General features: G+C 72.5%; 12 protein-coding genes. 11 read left to right on the top strand and 1 reads right to left on the bottom strand.

From position 1 onward, the window contains the following. Positions 1-19 precede the first annotated feature (19 nt). Together BCL76_RS02860 and BCL76_RS02855 are read left to right on the top strand one after the other, a co-directional pair. Positions 20-1,180, top strand: a complete 1,161-nt coding sequence (locus BCL76_RS02860; protein WP_109777786.1) for an AAA family ATPase — start codon at positions 20-22, stop codon at positions 1,178-1,180. After that, on the top strand, positions 1,177-4,767 hold the full coding sequence (locus BCL76_RS02855) for a pentapeptide repeat-containing protein (RefSeq protein WP_109777784.1): 3,591 nt from the start codon (positions 1,177-1,179) through the stop codon (positions 4,765-4,767). Before BCL76_RS02860 ends, BCL76_RS02855 begins: the two co-directional genes overlap by 4 nt. Before the next feature lie 27 nt (positions 4,768-4,794). On the opposite strand, the gene BCL76_RS02850 is transcribed toward BCL76_RS02855, so the two are convergent. Continuing rightward, positions 4,795-5,649 carry an ion transporter gene (locus BCL76_RS02850; RefSeq protein ID WP_258309254.1) on the bottom strand — a complete coding sequence of 285 codons (855 nt, stop codon included), beginning with the start codon at positions 5,647-5,649 and terminating at the stop codon, positions 4,795-4,797. Between the two features lie 569 nt (positions 5,650-6,218). Here BCL76_RS02850 and BCL76_RS02845 point away from each other — a divergent pair. From BCL76_RS02845 to BCL76_RS02805, 9 genes are all read left to right on the top strand, one after another. Beyond that, a complete protein-coding gene (locus BCL76_RS02845) occupies positions 6,219-8,039 on the top strand; it encodes a DEAD/DEAH box helicase (RefSeq protein WP_258309253.1) in 1,821 nt (606 codons plus the stop codon). A 2-nt stretch (positions 8,040-8,041) separates the two neighbouring features. Next, positions 8,042-8,602 carry a hypothetical protein gene (locus BCL76_RS02840; protein WP_109777780.1) on the top strand — a complete coding sequence of 187 codons (561 nt, stop codon included), beginning with the start codon at positions 8,042-8,044 and terminating at the stop codon, positions 8,600-8,602. A gap of 166 nt (positions 8,603-8,768) precedes the next feature. Then, a complete protein-coding gene (locus tag BCL76_RS02835; protein WP_030009433.1) occupies positions 8,769-9,368 on the top strand; it encodes an acyltransferase in 600 nt (199 codons plus the stop codon). Positions 9,369-9,801: 433 nt separating this feature from the next. Continuing rightward, on the top strand, positions 9,802-10,971 hold the full coding sequence (locus BCL76_RS02830) for a hypothetical protein (protein WP_109777778.1): 1,170 nt from the start codon (positions 9,802-9,804) through the stop codon (positions 10,969-10,971). Beyond that, a complete protein-coding gene (locus tag BCL76_RS02825) occupies positions 10,968-11,738 on the top strand; it encodes a WecB/TagA/CpsF family glycosyltransferase (protein WP_109777775.1) in 771 nt (256 codons plus the stop codon). The genes BCL76_RS02830 and BCL76_RS02825 overlap by 4 nt, the downstream gene beginning before the upstream one ends. Further along, positions 11,738-12,994, top strand: coding sequence for a nucleotide sugar dehydrogenase (locus BCL76_RS02820; RefSeq protein ID WP_109777772.1), 1,257 nt, complete (start codon positions 11,738-11,740; stop codon positions 12,992-12,994). The genes BCL76_RS02825 and BCL76_RS02820 overlap by 1 nt, the downstream gene beginning before the upstream one ends. A 4-nt stretch (positions 12,995-12,998) precedes the next feature. Then, entirely contained in the window at positions 12,999-14,141 is a 1,143-nt protein-coding gene (gene wecB, locus BCL76_RS02815) for a non-hydrolyzing UDP-N-acetylglucosamine 2-epimerase (protein ID WP_109777769.1), read from the top strand. 22 nt (positions 14,142-14,163) lie between these two features. Continuing rightward, a complete protein-coding gene (locus tag BCL76_RS02810; protein WP_181382413.1) occupies positions 14,164-14,940 on the top strand; it encodes a chain length determinant protein in 777 nt (258 codons plus the stop codon). Then, complete coding sequence (locus BCL76_RS02805) at positions 14,937-16,394, top strand: oligosaccharide flippase family protein (RefSeq protein WP_258309251.1); 1,458 nt, start codon at positions 14,937-14,939, stop codon at positions 16,392-16,394. Before BCL76_RS02810 ends, BCL76_RS02805 begins: the two co-directional genes overlap by 4 nt. Positions 16,395-16,400: the final 6 nt, after the last annotated feature.

Raw genomic sequence — 16,400 nt, 5'->3', positions numbered from 1 at the left:
ACCGACGGCGGAACCGAAGATGGAGGCAGAGGCAGTGGTGAAGGACTGGTGGCTGTACCACGGGACCGGCGAGGGCACGGACCGGCGTGCCCGCCTGGAGGCCGGATTCCCCCCACCCTGGAGGGACTTCACGGGCGCCCCCGACCCCGGATACGCGCCGCCCGGGTGCGCGGGCGCGGCCTGGGAGCGGACCTGGCGGCGCGGCGAGGGCTACGTACCCGACGAACCGGAGAAGGACGTGGTCAACACGGCCCTGCACCTGCGCAGGCCGCTGCTCGTCACCGGGAAACCGGGCGTCGGCAAGTCCACGCTCGCCTACAGCATCGCCTCCGACCTGAACCTGGGGCCCGTACTGCACTGGCCGATCACCAGCCGGACCGTGCTGCGGGACGGGCTCTACCTGTACGACGCGATCGGCCGCCTCCAGGAGGCCGGGCTGGAGCAGCTGCGCACGCCGGGCGCACATCCCGCGGCCACGGCGGCCGGGACCGCGGTCGGGACCGAGCCCGTGTCCGCGCCCGTGTCCGCGCCCGGCGCCGCGTCCTCGGCCGATCCCGCGGCCACGTACCCGCAGGGCGTCCCCTCCGCGCCGTCGATCTCCCGCTATCTGCGCCTCGGCCCCCTCGGCACCGCCCTGCTCCCGCAGGACCGCCCCCGCGTGCTGCTCGTCGACGAGATCGACAAGAGCGACATCGACCTCCCCGGCGACCTCCTCACCGTCTTCGAGGACGGCGGCTTCCTCATCCCCGAACTCGCCCGCCTCGCCCAGGAGGACCCCACCGTCGCCATCGGCACCGACGACGACCCCGACGCGGTCGTACGGATCACCCAGGGCCGCGTCCAGTGCCGCTACTTCCCCATCGTCGTCCTCACCAGCAACGGCGAACGGGACTTCCCGCCCGCCTTCCTGCGCCGCTGCGTCCGCCTCCACCTCGAGCCGCCCGGGCCGGACAAGCTCGCCCGCATCGTGCGCCGCCGGCTCGGTGTCGACATCGACTCCGGCGAGGAGTACCAGGACCTCGTCCAGGCTTTCCTCGAACGCGGCGAGGACGGCGACCTGGCCACCGACCAGCTCCTCAACGCCATCCAACTCCGCCTCGCAGGTGCCTGGTCCGCGCCCGCCGACCGCGAACGCTTCCTCGCCACCGTCATGCAGCACCTGACCGGGCCCACGGCGTGATCGAGAAGCTGCTCGCGGCCCTCGCCGACGGCGCCGACGGCAGCGTCCCGAGCACCGGCATCGGGGCGGAGGAGATCGCCGACATCCTGTGGCTGGCGGCCCGGGTGGACCCCGCCGGGGCCCACCCGCCCGAGGAGCCCGGCGCCGACCCACCGGGCGGGCGACCACCACCGGCCGACCCCCCTGTACCCGAGCCCGGCCCGGCCCCCGCGCTGGTCGCCCCGGCCGGCGGCGAGCCGGCCGTCCAGCTCTTCCCGGCCGCCCGGCGCGACCCCGCCGGGAAACCCGCCGACGACGCCATGGAACGCCGGGGCTCCCCGCTGCGACTGCCCCGCGCCGCCTCCCTCGACGACCCGCTCGCCCTGATGCGCTCCCTGCGGCCCGTGGGCCGCCGCTCCATCGGCGGCCCCGGAGAGGAACTGGACGAGCAGCTCACCGTGGAACGCAGCATCGAGCGGATGGTGACGACCCCGGTCCTGCGCCCCGCCGAGAGCCGCTGGCTGGACCTGGCCCTGGTCGTCGACACCCACCACTCCATGCTGCTCTGGGCGGACCACGTGGACGAGCTCCGCCGCGTCCTGACCCGCAGCGGGGTCTTCCGGGACGTGCGCACCTGGCAACTGACCGGAACCGGCCCCGGCGCCACCCCGATGGTCACCCGCGGCCACGGCGGCCCGCCCCGCAACCCCCTGGAACTGGCCGACCCGGCGGGCCGCCGGCTGATCCTCGTCCTCTCCGACACCGTGGCGGGCGGCTGGCGGGAGGCCCCGATGCGGAGCATGCTCCGGCACTGGTGCGCGCACAACGCCGTGGCCGTACTGAACGTCCTGCCCGAACGGCTCTGGACGCGCGGCGCCGTCCGGCCCGTCCCCTTCGCCGTCCGAGCCGACCGACCGGCCGCCGCCACCCGCTCCTGGCAGCGCGTCCCGGCCGCCCGCCGCGCCCGCGCCGGACGCCGCCGCACCGCAGGCTCGCCCGTCGTCCCCGTGGTGCCCCTGGTGCCGGTGGTCGGGGTCGCCTCCGGCAGCCTGGCCCGCCTGGTGCGGGTGGTCTCCGGGGACGGCCGGTGGCGGCGCCTGGCCTGTCTGCGCCTCGATGGGGAACCCGCCGCCGCGAGCGCCCCGGAGGATCCCGCCCCCGCCGGCGGCCGCAGCGCCCTGGACGTGCTGGAACGCTTCCGGGCGAGCGCCTCGCCGACGGCCCAGCAGCTCGCCGCCCACCTGGCCGCCGTACCGCTGACCCTGCCCGTGATGACCCTCGTCCGACGCTCCCTGCTGCGCGACTCGGAGCACGGCCACCTCGCCGAGGTCGCCCTCGGCGGGCTCTTCGAGCCCTGGGAGGACGAACGGGACGCCGCGGAGGTGGAGTTCGAGTTCCTGCCCGGCGTACGGGAGGCGCTGCTCGGCTCGCAACTACGCGGCGACGTGGCCGCCGTACGGGAGCTGGTCCGGCGCCGGGTCTGGGAGTTCATGTCCCGCAACCGGAGCACCGGCCCGGACTTCTCCGCGACCCGGGTCACCACGGGCCGGGAGGGCGTGCGCCGGGTGGCCGAGGGCGCGCTGCCGTTCGCGGCCAGGCCCCCGGGGGAGCCGGGCCTGGCCGACCGGGTCGTCCGGGTCCGCCACGACGCCATGCCCGAGCCGCAGGAGGTCGGCACCCTGCTGACGCCGAGGCTGGTCCTGACGGTCGGCGACGCGCAGCCCGCGCCGGGCGCGGTGGCCTGGGTACGGCCCGCCGACCGGGAGATCCCCTGCCGCGTGGTGTGGTCGGACGACGCGGCGCCCCGGATGCTGCTGCTCCAGGCCGACGAGGACCTGGTGGACCCGGCCGTCCGCGCGGAGCCGCTGCCCTGGCTGACGGCGGCGGACCATCACCGCGTGGACCGGCTACGGATCGACGGCCGCACCGACCAGGGGGACCCGCTCGCGCTGACGGGTGAGGCGGCCCCGCACGACGGCGGCCGCAACGGCGAACTCGTCCGCCTCTCCGGGGAGCCGGAGGGCTGGACGCACTTCCGGGGCGGCCCGGTCTCCGTGGACGGCGCGCTGGTCGGCGTCGTCCACACGGTCTGGCGCAACCGCATGGTCTTCCTGCTGGCCGACGCCCTGCTGGAACAGCCGGGATTCCGGGCGGCGTTGGAGGGCTCCGGGCGGGACGAGGCAGACACGGACACCGGGGTGTGCCTGGCGGTACGGCCCGGTGACGACGGCCTGATCCCGATCGGGAGTTCGCCGGTCGCGGAGACCAGGGACATGCTGGTCGAGCTCGTCTCGCGCGCCGGCGTCGGCGGACGATCGGTCGGCGGCCAGGGGGAGGAGCCGCTCCTCCTCGTCGTGGACGCGCCCGGCGCCCATGCCAAGGCGGGCCGTCTGCTGTCCGTACTGCGCGCGGTCGCGCTGGGGTACGGAGGGCGGTGGATGGAGGGGATGCCCCCTTCCCTGGCCGTGGCCGTGGGCATCGGGACGCGGGAGACCGGCCGACTGGTCCGGGATCCCGCGGTCCTCGACCGGCTGGGGCGGACGGCTGTCCCCGGGACGATCGTCCTCGCCGTGTCCCACCGCCTGCACCGGGATCTCGACGGGCTGTTCGGGTTTCCCGTGCGGGTCGACCTGGAGCGGGTGGGCCGCGACGACGGGGGCTGGGTGTGCGGCGGCCCGGAATCCGCCGCCGAACTGCTCGGGCAGGTACTGATGGACGCCGACCCGCTCCTGGACGCGGCCGTCGACTGGCCGACCTGCGGAGCCGAGGTGGCCGGGTCCGCGGCCTGCGGCGGTGTCCGACTGCCCGGGTACGGGCGGTGCCTGGCGCATCTGGAGGCGCAGGAGGAGCGGGCCTACCTGGCGGCCCTGCGGCCGGGAGCCCCGCTGGACCTCCGGGGCACGACCTTCGCGCACGGTCTGCTCCCGCGACTGCTCACGGCCCTGGAGCCCCGTACGTCGGGACCCGTCCGGCTGGGGCCCGCCGCCTTCGACCGGGCGCGTTTCGTGGACGGCTGGAACCGGGTGGACGTCGAGTTCACCGACCGTGCCTCCTTCACGCGGGCCGTGTTCGACAGCCGGGCCGCGTTCGTGGGTGCGACCTTCGGCGGCCCGGTCTCCTTCGACGGCGCGGTGTTCCAGGACGGCGGCGCCTTCGACCGGAGCCGCTTCCACGGGGCGAGCGGGTTCCGTCGTACGGTCTTCCGCGGTCCGGCGGCCTGCACGAACGCCGTGTTCCTCGGCGAGGTGTCCTTCGCGCGGGCCGTGCTGGAGGACGCGGCGGACCTGAGCGCCATGCACGTGACCGGCGCGGCCGACTTCTCCGGCACCGTCTTCCGCGGTCGGGTCAGGCTGAGCGGGACCAGGTTCGTCAGCCCCGTCTCCTTCGCGTCCGCGACCTGGGAACGCGAACTGACGAGTTCCGACACCACGTTCGAACAACCGGCGGACTTCCGGAACGCCCTGTTCGGAGGCGGGGCCCACTTCCAGGGCGTGCGCTTCAAGAGCGACCCGGAGCCCCCGCTCCCCGGCTGGCCGCAACACTGGAGCGCCGAGGAGCGCCCGTACGGGGGCCGGGACCTCCGGCTGATCGTCCGCGGCGACACCTGACCGGGCCGCCTGGCCGCCGGGCCGGTATCAGGCCCCGGTGTGCGAGGCCTCCAGCTGCCGCTCCGGCCGGTCGGCCGTGGGTGGCAGGCTCGCCTCGATCTCGTCCAGGGCCCGGCGGGCCGTGGCGATCCGCGCCCGGACGTCGGGCTCCGCGCCCGGCTCCGGGGCGCGCTTCGCCTCGTCCTCCATCTCGCGTGCCTCGTCCAGGGAGTTGAGGACCACACCGATCAGTACGTTCACCAGCACGAAGGAGGCGAGCAGCGCGTAGGAGGCGTAGTAGATGATGCTCAGCCGGGAGATCTGCAGACCCGCGCGGACGGCGTCCGTCAGGCCGTCGAGCGTGGTCAGCAGGAAGAGCGTGAGCATCGCGCGACCCACCGAGCCGTAGTGCCCGGGGTCCGACCGCGCGAAGCAGACCCAGCCGATCATGGCGTACACGTACAGCACCAGCGCGCCGACGAACAGGAAGCTGGCGGTGCCCGGCAGACTGCGGCCCACCGCGATCAGCAGGATGCGCAGGTGCGGCAGGAAGCGGGCGGTGCGCAGGACCCGGGCGAGGCGCAGCAGCCGCAGCAGGGTGGTGTTCTCGCGGACGAGCGGGACGAAGGCGGAGGCGACGACCGCGAGGTCGAAGAGGTTCCACGGGTCGCGGAAGAATGCTTTCGGCCGGTCCGCACAGGCGCCCACGCGCAGCAGCATCTCCAGGGTGAACAGGGCCAGGCAGCAGTTCTCCGCGCCCTGGAGCACGAGCCGGTACTCCGCGGCGAGGCCGCTGTAGGTCTCCACCCCCATCAACGCGGCGTTGAAGAGGATCGCGCAGAAGACGACCATCCCGAAGGCGGGGGCCTCCGTGGCCACCCGGCATCGGGCTGCCAGCTTCATCCGACCACGTCCGGCCGGCCTCGGGTCTCTCATCGTGCTCCTCGTACTCGCGTCTGCGCCGCGGGCGAAACGGCGGCCCACCCCTCTAACGCCGCACCGTCGATCGGGTTTCACCTCTTTCCGCCCCCATTGCGCCGCACCGTGAGCGGGAACGGCCGAACCCGGACCGGGTCCGGTGCCTGATATCGCGTGACCGCGCCGATGGAGAACCGGGCGCCCGAGGATTGACTCCGCGGACTTTTCCGTTCCTCTCCGTGGAAATCCCGAAGCTTCCCGGTCGGCTTCTTCGGGAGAATTCCGATCCTCTCGTTCGGAAGATATGCGGGAAAGGGATTTCTGTCCGCCGGATCGGCAGGCAGAAGCGGTCGACTTCCTCCGGAACGCCAGGTGGGGCACGGAATTCTCGCCAGGTCAAGCCTCAGGTTCAGCAATTGACAGAAGGTCCACGGCATGCCCTCGGGTACGCCGGAAAGTCGCCGACCACTATCCGTCGTCCGGGAATTGACACCCGTCCGATCATTGCTTACGGTCCGCTGGTCGGCTTTTCCGGACCGCACCCGAAGGCGTTCATGACCGCACCCACCTTGTCGAATTCCGAGCAGCGCTCGATTCAGGCCACCTACCTGCCCGACCGACACATGTTCGCCCTGTGGACCTGGGCCGACGGCGCCGTGGGGGCGGCCCCGCCGGTCGGCGACGACGAGACCGTCTCCCTGGCCGTGCCGACGCCGGACCTCGGCGGCCTCGAGGTGACCGACGTCGACTGCGTACTGGTCGAGCCGGACCGGCTCGCGGCCGTTCCCCTCGACTCGCCCGGCCCGTCGGTGAAGGCCTGGAGGTCGTGGATCGAGGGCGGCGGCGATTCGATCGGGTCGGCCGGGCCGGCTCTGCCGATCGCCGCGCACGCGGTCCCCGACGCCACAGGCGTCGCCGTGACGACGGCGGAGCACGCGGGGGGCGTCTTCCGCCGCACCACCTCGGTGGGGGCCGAGATGCGCACCGTGCTCACCGCCGACCTGCGGCCCTACCAGGCGCGTGGGGTGAGCTGGCTGCGCGAGAGCATCGAGGCGCACGGCGGCGCGGTACTGGCCGACGAGATGGGACTCGGCAAGACCCTGCAGACCATCGGTTGGCTCGCCGGACGCGCCGCGCGGGCTCCACAACTGGTCGTCTGCCCGACCTCGTTGGTGGGGAACTGGGCGCACGAGATCGCGCGGTTCGCCCCCGGACTGCGGACCGTGATCTGGCGCGGCGGGCCGCCGCCCGAGGTGGCCGGCGGCACGGTGGTGCTCACCGGGTACCCCACGCTCCGCTCGCACGGCCCGACCCTGGCGGGGATCCGGTGGAGCACCGCGGTCTTCGACGAGGCGCAGGTCCTGAAGAACCCCCGTACGCAGGTGTCGAAGGCCGCGCGCACCCTCGCGGCCGACGCCCGGATCGCCCTGACCGGCACGCCCGTGGAGAACCACCTCGACGAGCTGTGGGCCCTGCTCGATCTGGTCGCGCCGCACCTGTTCGCGAACCGGGCGCAGTTCCGCCGTCGCTTCGTGCGGCCGATCGCGGACGGCTCCCGGGCCGCCTCGGCCCGGTTGCGCGGGGCCATCGAGCCGGTCGTGCTGATGCGGAAGAAGTCCCAGGTCGCGGGGTCGCTCCCGGCCAAGATCCACGCCGATCTCATCTGCGACCTCAGCGAGGAGCAGGAGCAGCTGTACGACCGGCTGCTGGACCAGGTCGTCGACGACGGCTTCGGCACCGGCGCCCGGCGACAGAGCAAGGTGCTCGCGGTCCTGACGTCGCTCAAGCAGGTCTGCAACCATCCGGGCCTGATCACGGACGACCTCGGCGAGCTGGCGGGCAGGTCGGGCAAGCTCGACCTGTGCACCGACATCGTGGCCGCCAATCTGGAGAACGACGCCCCGACCCTGGTCTTCACCCAATACCGGCAGACCGGTGAACTGCTGGTCCGGCACTTCGCCGAACAGTTCGGGGTGGATGCGCCGTTCTTCCACGGTGGTCTGAACCAGGAGCAGCGGGCCGACATCGTCCGCCGGTTCCGGTCCGACGACGGTCCGAAGGTGCTCGTCCTCAGCCTGAAGGCGGGGGGCACCGGGCTCACGCTCACGCGCGCGGCCGACGTCATCCACTTCGACCGGTGGTGGAACCCGGCCGTGGAGGCCCAGGCCTCCGACCGGGTCCACCGGATCGGTCAGACCCGCACGGTCACCGTCACGACCCTGACCACCGGTACCACGGTCGAGGAGCACATCGCGGCTATGCACCACCGCAAGTCCGCCCTGTCGGGCATCACCGACGTGTCCGGGGTCGCCGCGCTGACCCGACTGGACGACGACCGTCTCGTCGAGGTCCTGCGCCGGAAGCGGGTGAACTGACCATGGGCGACCGCGACCACGGTTACACGAAGTGGGGCAAGGACTGGGTCCGGTTCGCCGAGTCGTTGCGTCAGACCCGTCCCGATCCCCAGCTGCCGAGCGCACGCCGCGCGGTACGCGAGGGGAAGGTCCGGATCACGTTCGACGACCGGACCGTGCGTGCCGTCGTGCATCGAGGTCGCGGCACCTCGGTGGTCACGATCGAGGTGGCGCCGATGTCGCCGGGGGCGACGGCCGAGATCTCCCGCCGGCTGGGCGGCGGCCGGCCCCTGCTCACCGACGACCTGTACCGCGCGCTCGCCGACGCGGGCCATTCGCCCGCCCCGGCGCTCGCCGGCGTCGCCTGCTCCTGTGCGGCCGCCACCCCGCGGTGCGTCCATGAGCTCGCCGCCTACTACGACATGGCACGGCGCATCGACGACGATCCCCGCATCGCTCTTGACGTGCAGGGCTTCCTCCGCGCCTCGGCGGGCGGCGGCCGGGCGCCCGCCGAGGCGACGACGCAGCGCTGGATCGCGCTCGACTCCCTGTATCCGGCCGCCTACTTCACGGCGGTCGATTGACCCGGCCGCCCGGGCCCGGCTCAAGTGCGTTGCGTGAACAGTCGGTTGATCTGCGGGTGGGCCGACCCGTCGGCGCATATGCTCGGCTCGTACACCCGCACTCCGCACATGCGTACTTCGTGCACCTGTGCTTCCGTATGCCTCGCAGCCGTAAGGGGACCGCGCCGTGAGTGTCCGAATCCAACCCTCCTCCCAGGTCGACGAGAGCGCCGAACTCGGCGAGGGGACCACGATCTGGGATCTGGCACAGATCCGTGAGGAGGCCCGGCTCGGGCGCGGGTGCATCGTGGGGCGCGGGGCGTACGTAGGGCCCGGTGTACGGATCGGTGACCACGTGAAGCTGCAGAACTACGCACTCGTCTACGAACCCGCGGTCCTCGGCGACGGGGTCTTCATCGGCCCCGCGGCCGTGCTCACCAACGACTTCTACCCGCGCGCGGTCGACCCCGAGGGTCGGATCAAGCGGGACGGCGACTGGGAGGCCGCCGGGGTCGTGGTCGCCGAGGGGGCCTCGCTCGGGGCCCGTTCGGTGTGCGTGGCCGGGGTGCGCGTCGGGCGCTGGGCGCTCGTCGCGGCCGGCGCCGTGGTGTCCAAGGACGTGCCGGACTTCGCGCTCGTCGCGGGCGTGCCGGCGCGGCGGATCGGGTGGGTGGGCCGGGCCGGGGTCCGCCTGGTGGAGCGCGAGGGGGAGCCGGGCACCTGGGAGTGCCCGCGCACCGGAGCGCTGCACGACGAGAAGGACGGCACGCTCATCGAGCGAACCTGACGGAATGTCGGCAATTTAGGGCACCGGCATTTCCGCAAAACCGCAATCAACGAACATCCGCGGGCATAACGTGTCCCTGCACACGGGATCTGAGCAGGCAACAGGCCATGCTCAGTGGGGGGTTGTGTACGACGAGGACACCAGGGCTGTGTCATGGCCGAAGCGGGTACACCCGCGACTGCCGGCACCGCCGATCACGTGTGTCCCGGTCCGAGGCATCGCTGGGGGGATCCAGACGCCGGCCTTCGGACGGTTCGTGCCATCGGCGTGACATCGCCGCGGGCGCGGACGCCGTCATGCGCAGTCCCCCTCCACGGAGTGACGACCGCCAGGTCCGTCCGAGGAGAAGATCAGAGGGGGTAGGTGTGTTGGAGCCGTACAGCTCGGACATACGGGGTGCGGGGAGCACCAGGGGCATCGGGGTGGGGACCCGATGAACACCACACGATTAGAAGCACTGGCCGACGAGGACCGGTCGCTGCACGCGCTGGCCGAGCGGCTGCTCGCGCTGGCCGAGGCGGGGCTTCCGGCGATGTACCTGCCGGACGAAGAGACCTTCGTGTTCACCCGGGCCGGGGTCGTCTCACCCGAGGGAACCCCCGTCCTGGAGCAGCGGGGTACGAGCACCCGGTACGCGGCGATCACCGCGCTGGGAGCTCGTTTCCTGCCCGAGGACCGGCAGCGCGCGCTCTTCGGCGGGCGCAGCGCCGAGGAGTTCACGGGTCTGCTCGTGGAACGGCTGCCCGGGGTGGTGAACCTCGGTGACGCGGCGCTCATCGCCTGGGCCGCCGCCGAGACCGGTCATCCCAAACTGGCCGACGCCCTCGACCGGGTGGCCACGCTCGACGTACCCGGACGGCCGCAGTACACGGTCGAGGCGGCCTGGGTGCTCTCCGCGCTCGCGGCCGCGCGCGCCGTGGTGGACGTGGAGGAGCGCCTCACGGCGGCCCGTGTACGGCTGCTCGCGGCCAGGGTCGGCGACAGCCCGCTCTTCCCGCACGCCACCGAGCCCGGGCTGGTCCCCGGCTACCGGTCCCACGTGGCCTGCTTCGCCGACCAGACCTATCCGCTGCAGGCGTTGGCCCGGCTGCACGCGAGCGGTGACGACCCCGAGGCCCTCGCGGCCGCCGACGCCTGCGCCGCCCGTATCTGCGAGCTGCAGGGTGACGGCGGACAGTGGTGGTGGCACTACGACGCCCGCACGGGCGGCGTGGTGGAGGGCTACCCGGTCTACAGCGTGCACCAGCACGCGATGGCCCCGACCGCGCTGTTCGACCTGGCCGAGGCGGGCGGCACCGACTTCGGCGCGGCGATCCGCCGCGGGCTGCGGTGGATGACCGACGTACCCGAACTCGCGGACCCCACCGGGAACCCGCGGGAGTCGATGATCCGCGAGGACTTCGGCGTCACCTGGCGCAAGGTCTACCGCGGCGACCCGAAGAAGGCCGTCCGGGCCGCCCGGGGGCTCACCACCCGGGTGGCACCGCACGCTCGCCTCGCCCCGCTCGACCGGATCTTCCGGCCCGGCGCCGTGGACCGCGAGTGCCGACCGTACGAGTTCGGCTGGATGCTCTTCGCCTGGCTCGGGGGGTCCCAGAGATGACACGACGACAGTCCCTCTTCGGGGTTCCGCTCGACCCGCTCACCATGGACGAGACCGTGCAGCGCTGCCTGGACGCGGTGCGGCGCGGCGAACAGATCGAGATCGGCATGGTCAACGCGGCCAAGCTGGTCAACATGCGCCGCGACCCCCTCCTCGCCGAGGCGGTCGCCGGCTGCGACCTCGTCCTCGCCGACGGCCAGGCCGTGGTCTGGGCCGGCCGGGTGCTGGGCGTGCGACTGCCCGAACGCGTCGCCGGGATCGACCTGTTCATGCGCCTGCTGGCGGCCGCCGAGGTGGCCGACATCCCCGTCTACCTGCTCGGGGCCCAGGAGGACGTCCTGGAGATGATGCTCGGGCAGATCTCCGAGCGCTTCCCGAAGCTCCGGGTGGCCGGCAGCCGCAACGGCTACTTCGGCGACGGTGACCAGGAGGACATCGCCGACGCCATCGCCGACAGCGAGGCCCGGCTGCTGTTCCTCGGCATGACCTCGCCCAAGAAGGAGATCTTCACCGCCGGCTACGGCAAGCGCACCGGCGCGCACGTCGTCCACGGCGTCGGCGGCTCCTTCGACATCCTCGCCGGCATCACCAAGCGGGCCCCCCTGGTCTGGCAGCGGATGGGACTCGAATGGTTCTACCGCACCCTCCAGGAACCGCGCCGCCTCGGCAAGCGCTACCTCACCACCAACGCTGCCTTCCTCCTCATGACGGTCCGGGAACTCATCCACCGCACACCGTCCGCCCCTTCCGCGAACAGGAGTTACTGATGCGCGTCGTCGTCGTGGGACAGGGATACGTCGGACTTCCGCTGGCCATCCGGGCCGCCGAGGTCGGACATCAGGTGATCGGGTACGACGTGGACACCCGGCGGGTCAAGAGCCTCGCCGCCGGTGAGTCGTACGTGGAGGACGTCTCCTCCGAACGGCTGGTCCGCGCGCTGGCGCGCGGCACCTACCGCCCCAGCGAACTGGCCCGGGACTGCGGCGGCTTCGACGTCGCCGTCGTCACGGTCCCGACACCTTTACAGGACGGAGCCCCCGACCTGCGCTACATCGAGGAGTCGGCGCACACCCTGGCCCGCTTCCTGCGCCCGGGTGCCACCGTCATCCTGGAGTCCACCACCTACCCGGGCACCACCGAGGAACTGTTCGCGCCCATACTGGAGGATGGCTCCGGCCTCACCGCGGGCGAGGACTTCCACCTGGGCTACAGCCCCGAACGCATCGACCCGGGCAACACCGTCTGGGGCTTCCAGCAGACGCCCAAGGTGGTGTCCGGCGTCGACGCCCGCTCCCTGAAGGCCGTCGAGTCCTTCTACGGGGACCTCGTCGACACCACCGTGCCGGTGCGCTCCCCCAAGGAGGCCGAGCTGGCCAAACTGCTGGAGAACACCTTCCGCCACGTGAACATCGCCCTCGTCAACGAGATCGCGATGTTCGCCCGCCACCTGGACATCGACGTCTGGCAGGCCATCGAGGCGGCGTCCAGCAAGCCCTTCGGCTTCATGAAGTTCACCCCCGGCCCGGGCGTCGGCGGCCACTGCCTGCCGATCGACCCCTCGTACCTCAACTGGCGGGTGCAGCGCGAACTCGGCCAGAACTTCCGCTTCGTCGAACTCGCCAACGACATCAACAACCACATGCCCGAGTACGTGACGCGCCGCGTGATCGACGCGCTCAACGCCAAGCGCCGCTCGGTCAACGGCTCCAAGATCCTGCTGCTGGGCCTCGCGTACAAGAAGAACACCGGCGACGCCCGGGAATCGCCCGCCGTCCGCATCGCCCAACTGCTCCTCGACATGGGGGCCAAGGTCCGCGCGGCCGACCCCCACGTGGTCGAGAGCATCAAGGTCGACGCCCGACTCGTGCGGGTCGAACCGACCCGCAAGGAGCTGGCCGCCGCCGACGTCGTGGTCCTGCTCACCGACCACGACTCCTTCGACTACCAGATGGTCACCGAGCACGCCACCTACGTCCTCGACTGCCGCAACCGGGTCTCCGGACCCACCGTGGAGGTGCTCTGACCCCGTGACCAGGATCGTCGCCGTGGCCGGGGCCCGGCCCAACTACATGAAGATCAAACCGGTGATGGACTCACTGGAGCGCCGCGGCGCCGAGGTGATCCTCGTCCACACCGGGCAGCACTACGACGAGTCGATGAACGACGTGTTCTTCCGCGACCTCGGCATCCGCCCGCCCGACCGCTACCTGGGCGCCGGATCCGGCAGCCACGCCCAACAGACCGGGCGGGTGATGGCGGCCTTCGAGCCGCTCGTCGACGAACTCGCCCCGGACGCGGTCGTGGTGGTCGGCGACATCAACTCCACCCTGGCCTGCGCCCTGGTCACCGCGAAGGCCGGCCCCCTGCTGGCCCACGTGGAGGCCGGGCTGCGCAGTCGGGACTGGAGCATGCCCGAGGAGGTCAACCGGGTCGCCACCGACCGGCTCAGCGACTACCTGCTGGCCCCCTCGCCCGACGCCGCCGTGAACCTGCGGGCGGAGGGCTACCGGGAGGACCAGATCCACGTCGTCGGCAACGTCATGATCGACACCCTGCTCGCCAACCTGGACCGGGCCAGGGAGTCGGACGTCCTGGACCGGTACGGGCTGACCCGGGGCGGCTACGGCCTGGTCACGCTGCACCGGCCGGCCAACGTGGACGACCCCGGGGCGCTGCGCGGCCTGCTGAAGGCGCTGGGCGAGATCGCCGACCGCTGTCCGCTGCTGCTGCCCGTGCATCCGCGGGCCGCCGAGCGGCTGGCCGAGCTGGGCGTGCCCGACGGCATCCGGTTGGTCCCGGCCGCCGGATACCTCGACTTCATCGCCCTGCAGGACGCCGCCCGCGTGGTGCTCACCGACTCCGGGGGGATCCAGGAGGAGACCACCGCCCTGGGGGTGCCCTGCGTGACCCTGCGGGAGAACACCGAGCGCCCCATCACCGTCGAGGAGGGGACGAACGTACTGGCGGGCACGGACCCGGAGCGCATCACGGCCACCGTGCACCGGGTCCTCGACGATCCGCCCGCGCCGCGCTGCCCCGAACTCTGGGACGGCCGGGCGAGCGAGCGCATCGCCGCGGTCCTGCTCGACGGACCGCCCGCGCACACCAGGCCGCGCCCCACCGACCTCGTCCCGCGCGGGGCGGCCACCGAACAACAGCACGTGCTGTAAACGCAATACGAGGGGGAAGACCATGGATCTCGCGGAGATCTGGCGGGTCATGCGCAGACGCTGGTACGTGCTGCTGCCCGGACTGCTGATCACGGCGGCGCTCACCGCCGCCGTGTACCTGCTGGTCCCGGTGGAGTACCGGTCGCAGAGCACGGTGACCTTGCTGAACTCGAAGAAGGCCACGGTGGCCTTCGACGGCAACCCCTTCCTGAGCACCCAGGCCTCGCTCACCGGGATGGCCGACGGCCTGGCCCGCAACCTCAACTCCGACGACGCCAAGAAGGACCTCAAGTCCCTGGGCCTCACCGGAGTGCACGAGGCGAAGATCGCCGACAACGCGCTCGGCCCCTACATGTGGCTGAGCGTCGTCGGGACCGACCAGGCCGCCGTGCTGAAGTCGGACGAGATCCTCACCAAGTACGCGGAGAAGCGACTGCTGGAGTTCCAGAGCCAGCAGTCGGTGACCCCCGACGCCATGATCCGGATGGCCACGATCGTGCCTCCGCAGAAGCCGGAGGCACAGACCAAGGCCAGGCTCCAGTTCCTGATCATGGCGGGTGCGCTGGGCTTCGTCCTCAGCCTGGTGGCCACCTTCTTCGTGGAGGCCCGCAGGCGCCGGGGGGCCTCGCCCGGCAAGCACCGGCCCGCCCCCGGCGAGGGCGCCGACAGCGGCGAGGGCTCCGACAGCGGCGAGGGCTCCGACGCCGACGCCGGTGACCCGACGGCCACCCTGCGCATGACCGTCGCCCAGCCGGCCGGCTCCGGCGCGGCCGGCTCCCGTACGGCCGGATCCCCGTGACCGGCCCCGCGGCGGACACCGCGAGCGACACCACCCCGGCCCCGGCGCCGTCGCTGAGCCGCAAGGTCGGCTCCGCGGCCAGGTGGAGCCTGATCAACACCGTGGTCATGCGCCTCGGCAACTTCGCGACCGGCATCGTCCTGGCCCGCTTCTTCCTGGGACCCGAGGCCTGGGGCGTGTACGGGATCGCCCAGACCGTCCTGCTGGTCCTGCTCTCCGCGAACGAACTCGGCGTCTCGCTCGCGATCGTCCGCTGGGAGGGCGACCCCCGCCGCTTCGCCCCGACCGTCCTCACCCTCAGCGCCGCCTCCAGCTGCCTGCTGTACGCCGTACTGTTCGCGCTCGCCCCGGCGGTGGCGGGGGTGCTCGGCTCGCCCGAGGCCTCGGGCGTCCTGCGGGTGATGTGTCTGTGCGTGGTCCTCGACGGACTCTCCCAGGTCCCCGCCGGCTTCCTCACCCGGGAGTTCGCGCAGGGCCGGCGGATGGCCGTCGACGGCCTCAACTTCGTCCTCAGCACCGCGGTCACCCTGCTGCTGGCCGTCCAGGGCTGGGGCGCCATGAGCTTCGCCTGGGGGTCCGTGGTCGGCAACGTGGCCGCGCTCATCGGCTGCTGCCTCGCCGCACCCGGCACGCTGAAATTCGGCTGGGACCGGGAACAGGCCCGGGCCCTGCTGAAGTTCGGACTGCCGCTCGCCGGTGCCAGCATGCTCGCCCTCGGCGTGGTCAACGTGGACACCATGGTGGTGGGCTCGGCGCTGGACCCCCTCGCCCTCGGCTTCTACGTACTCGCCTTCAACATCTCCGGCTGGCCCGTCCGCATCATCTCCGAAGCCGCCCGCCGGGTCTCCTTCGCCGGCTTCTCCCGGCTGGCCGACTCCCCACAGGCGCTGGCCGCCGGGTTCGCCCGCGCGCTCGGCGTCGTGATGGCCGGCACCGTACCGATCTGCGTCCTGCTCGCCGCCCTCGCCGCCCCCGTGGTGGAACTGATCTACGGCGAACGATGGCTGCCCGCCGCCCGGGCCCTGCCCTGGCTGATGGCCCTCGGCCTGGTCCGCATCGGCTGCGAACTCGCCTACGACTGCCTGGTGGCCATCGGACACCGCCGCTCGCTCATCGGCGTCCAGGGACTGTGGCTGATCGTCCTGATCCCGGCCCTCGTCATCGGCGCCCGGACCGGCGGGATCGTCGGGGTCGCCCAAGGGCACGTCCTGGTCGCCGGGGCCGTCGTGGTCCCGGTGTTCCTCCTGGCCCTGCACCGCGGCGGCATCCGCCTGGGCACCGTGGCCCGGGCCTGCGCCTGGCCGCTGCTCGGCGGCGCGGTGATGGCCGCCGTACTCCTCCTCCTGGAGCGGTACCTGGGCGGCGGCGTCCTCGCGCTCCTGGCGACCGGAGCCGCCGGCACCCTCTGCTACGTCCTGTGCGTCCTGCCCGGCCGCGCCTTACTCAAAGGCTAGACAGCT

The organism is Streptomyces sp. CG 926, assembly GCF_003148825.1.
Taxonomy (GTDB): Bacteria; Actinomycetota; Actinomycetes; order Streptomycetales; family Streptomycetaceae; genus Streptomyces.
This window is presented reverse-complemented; position numbering and strand designations above follow the sequence as displayed.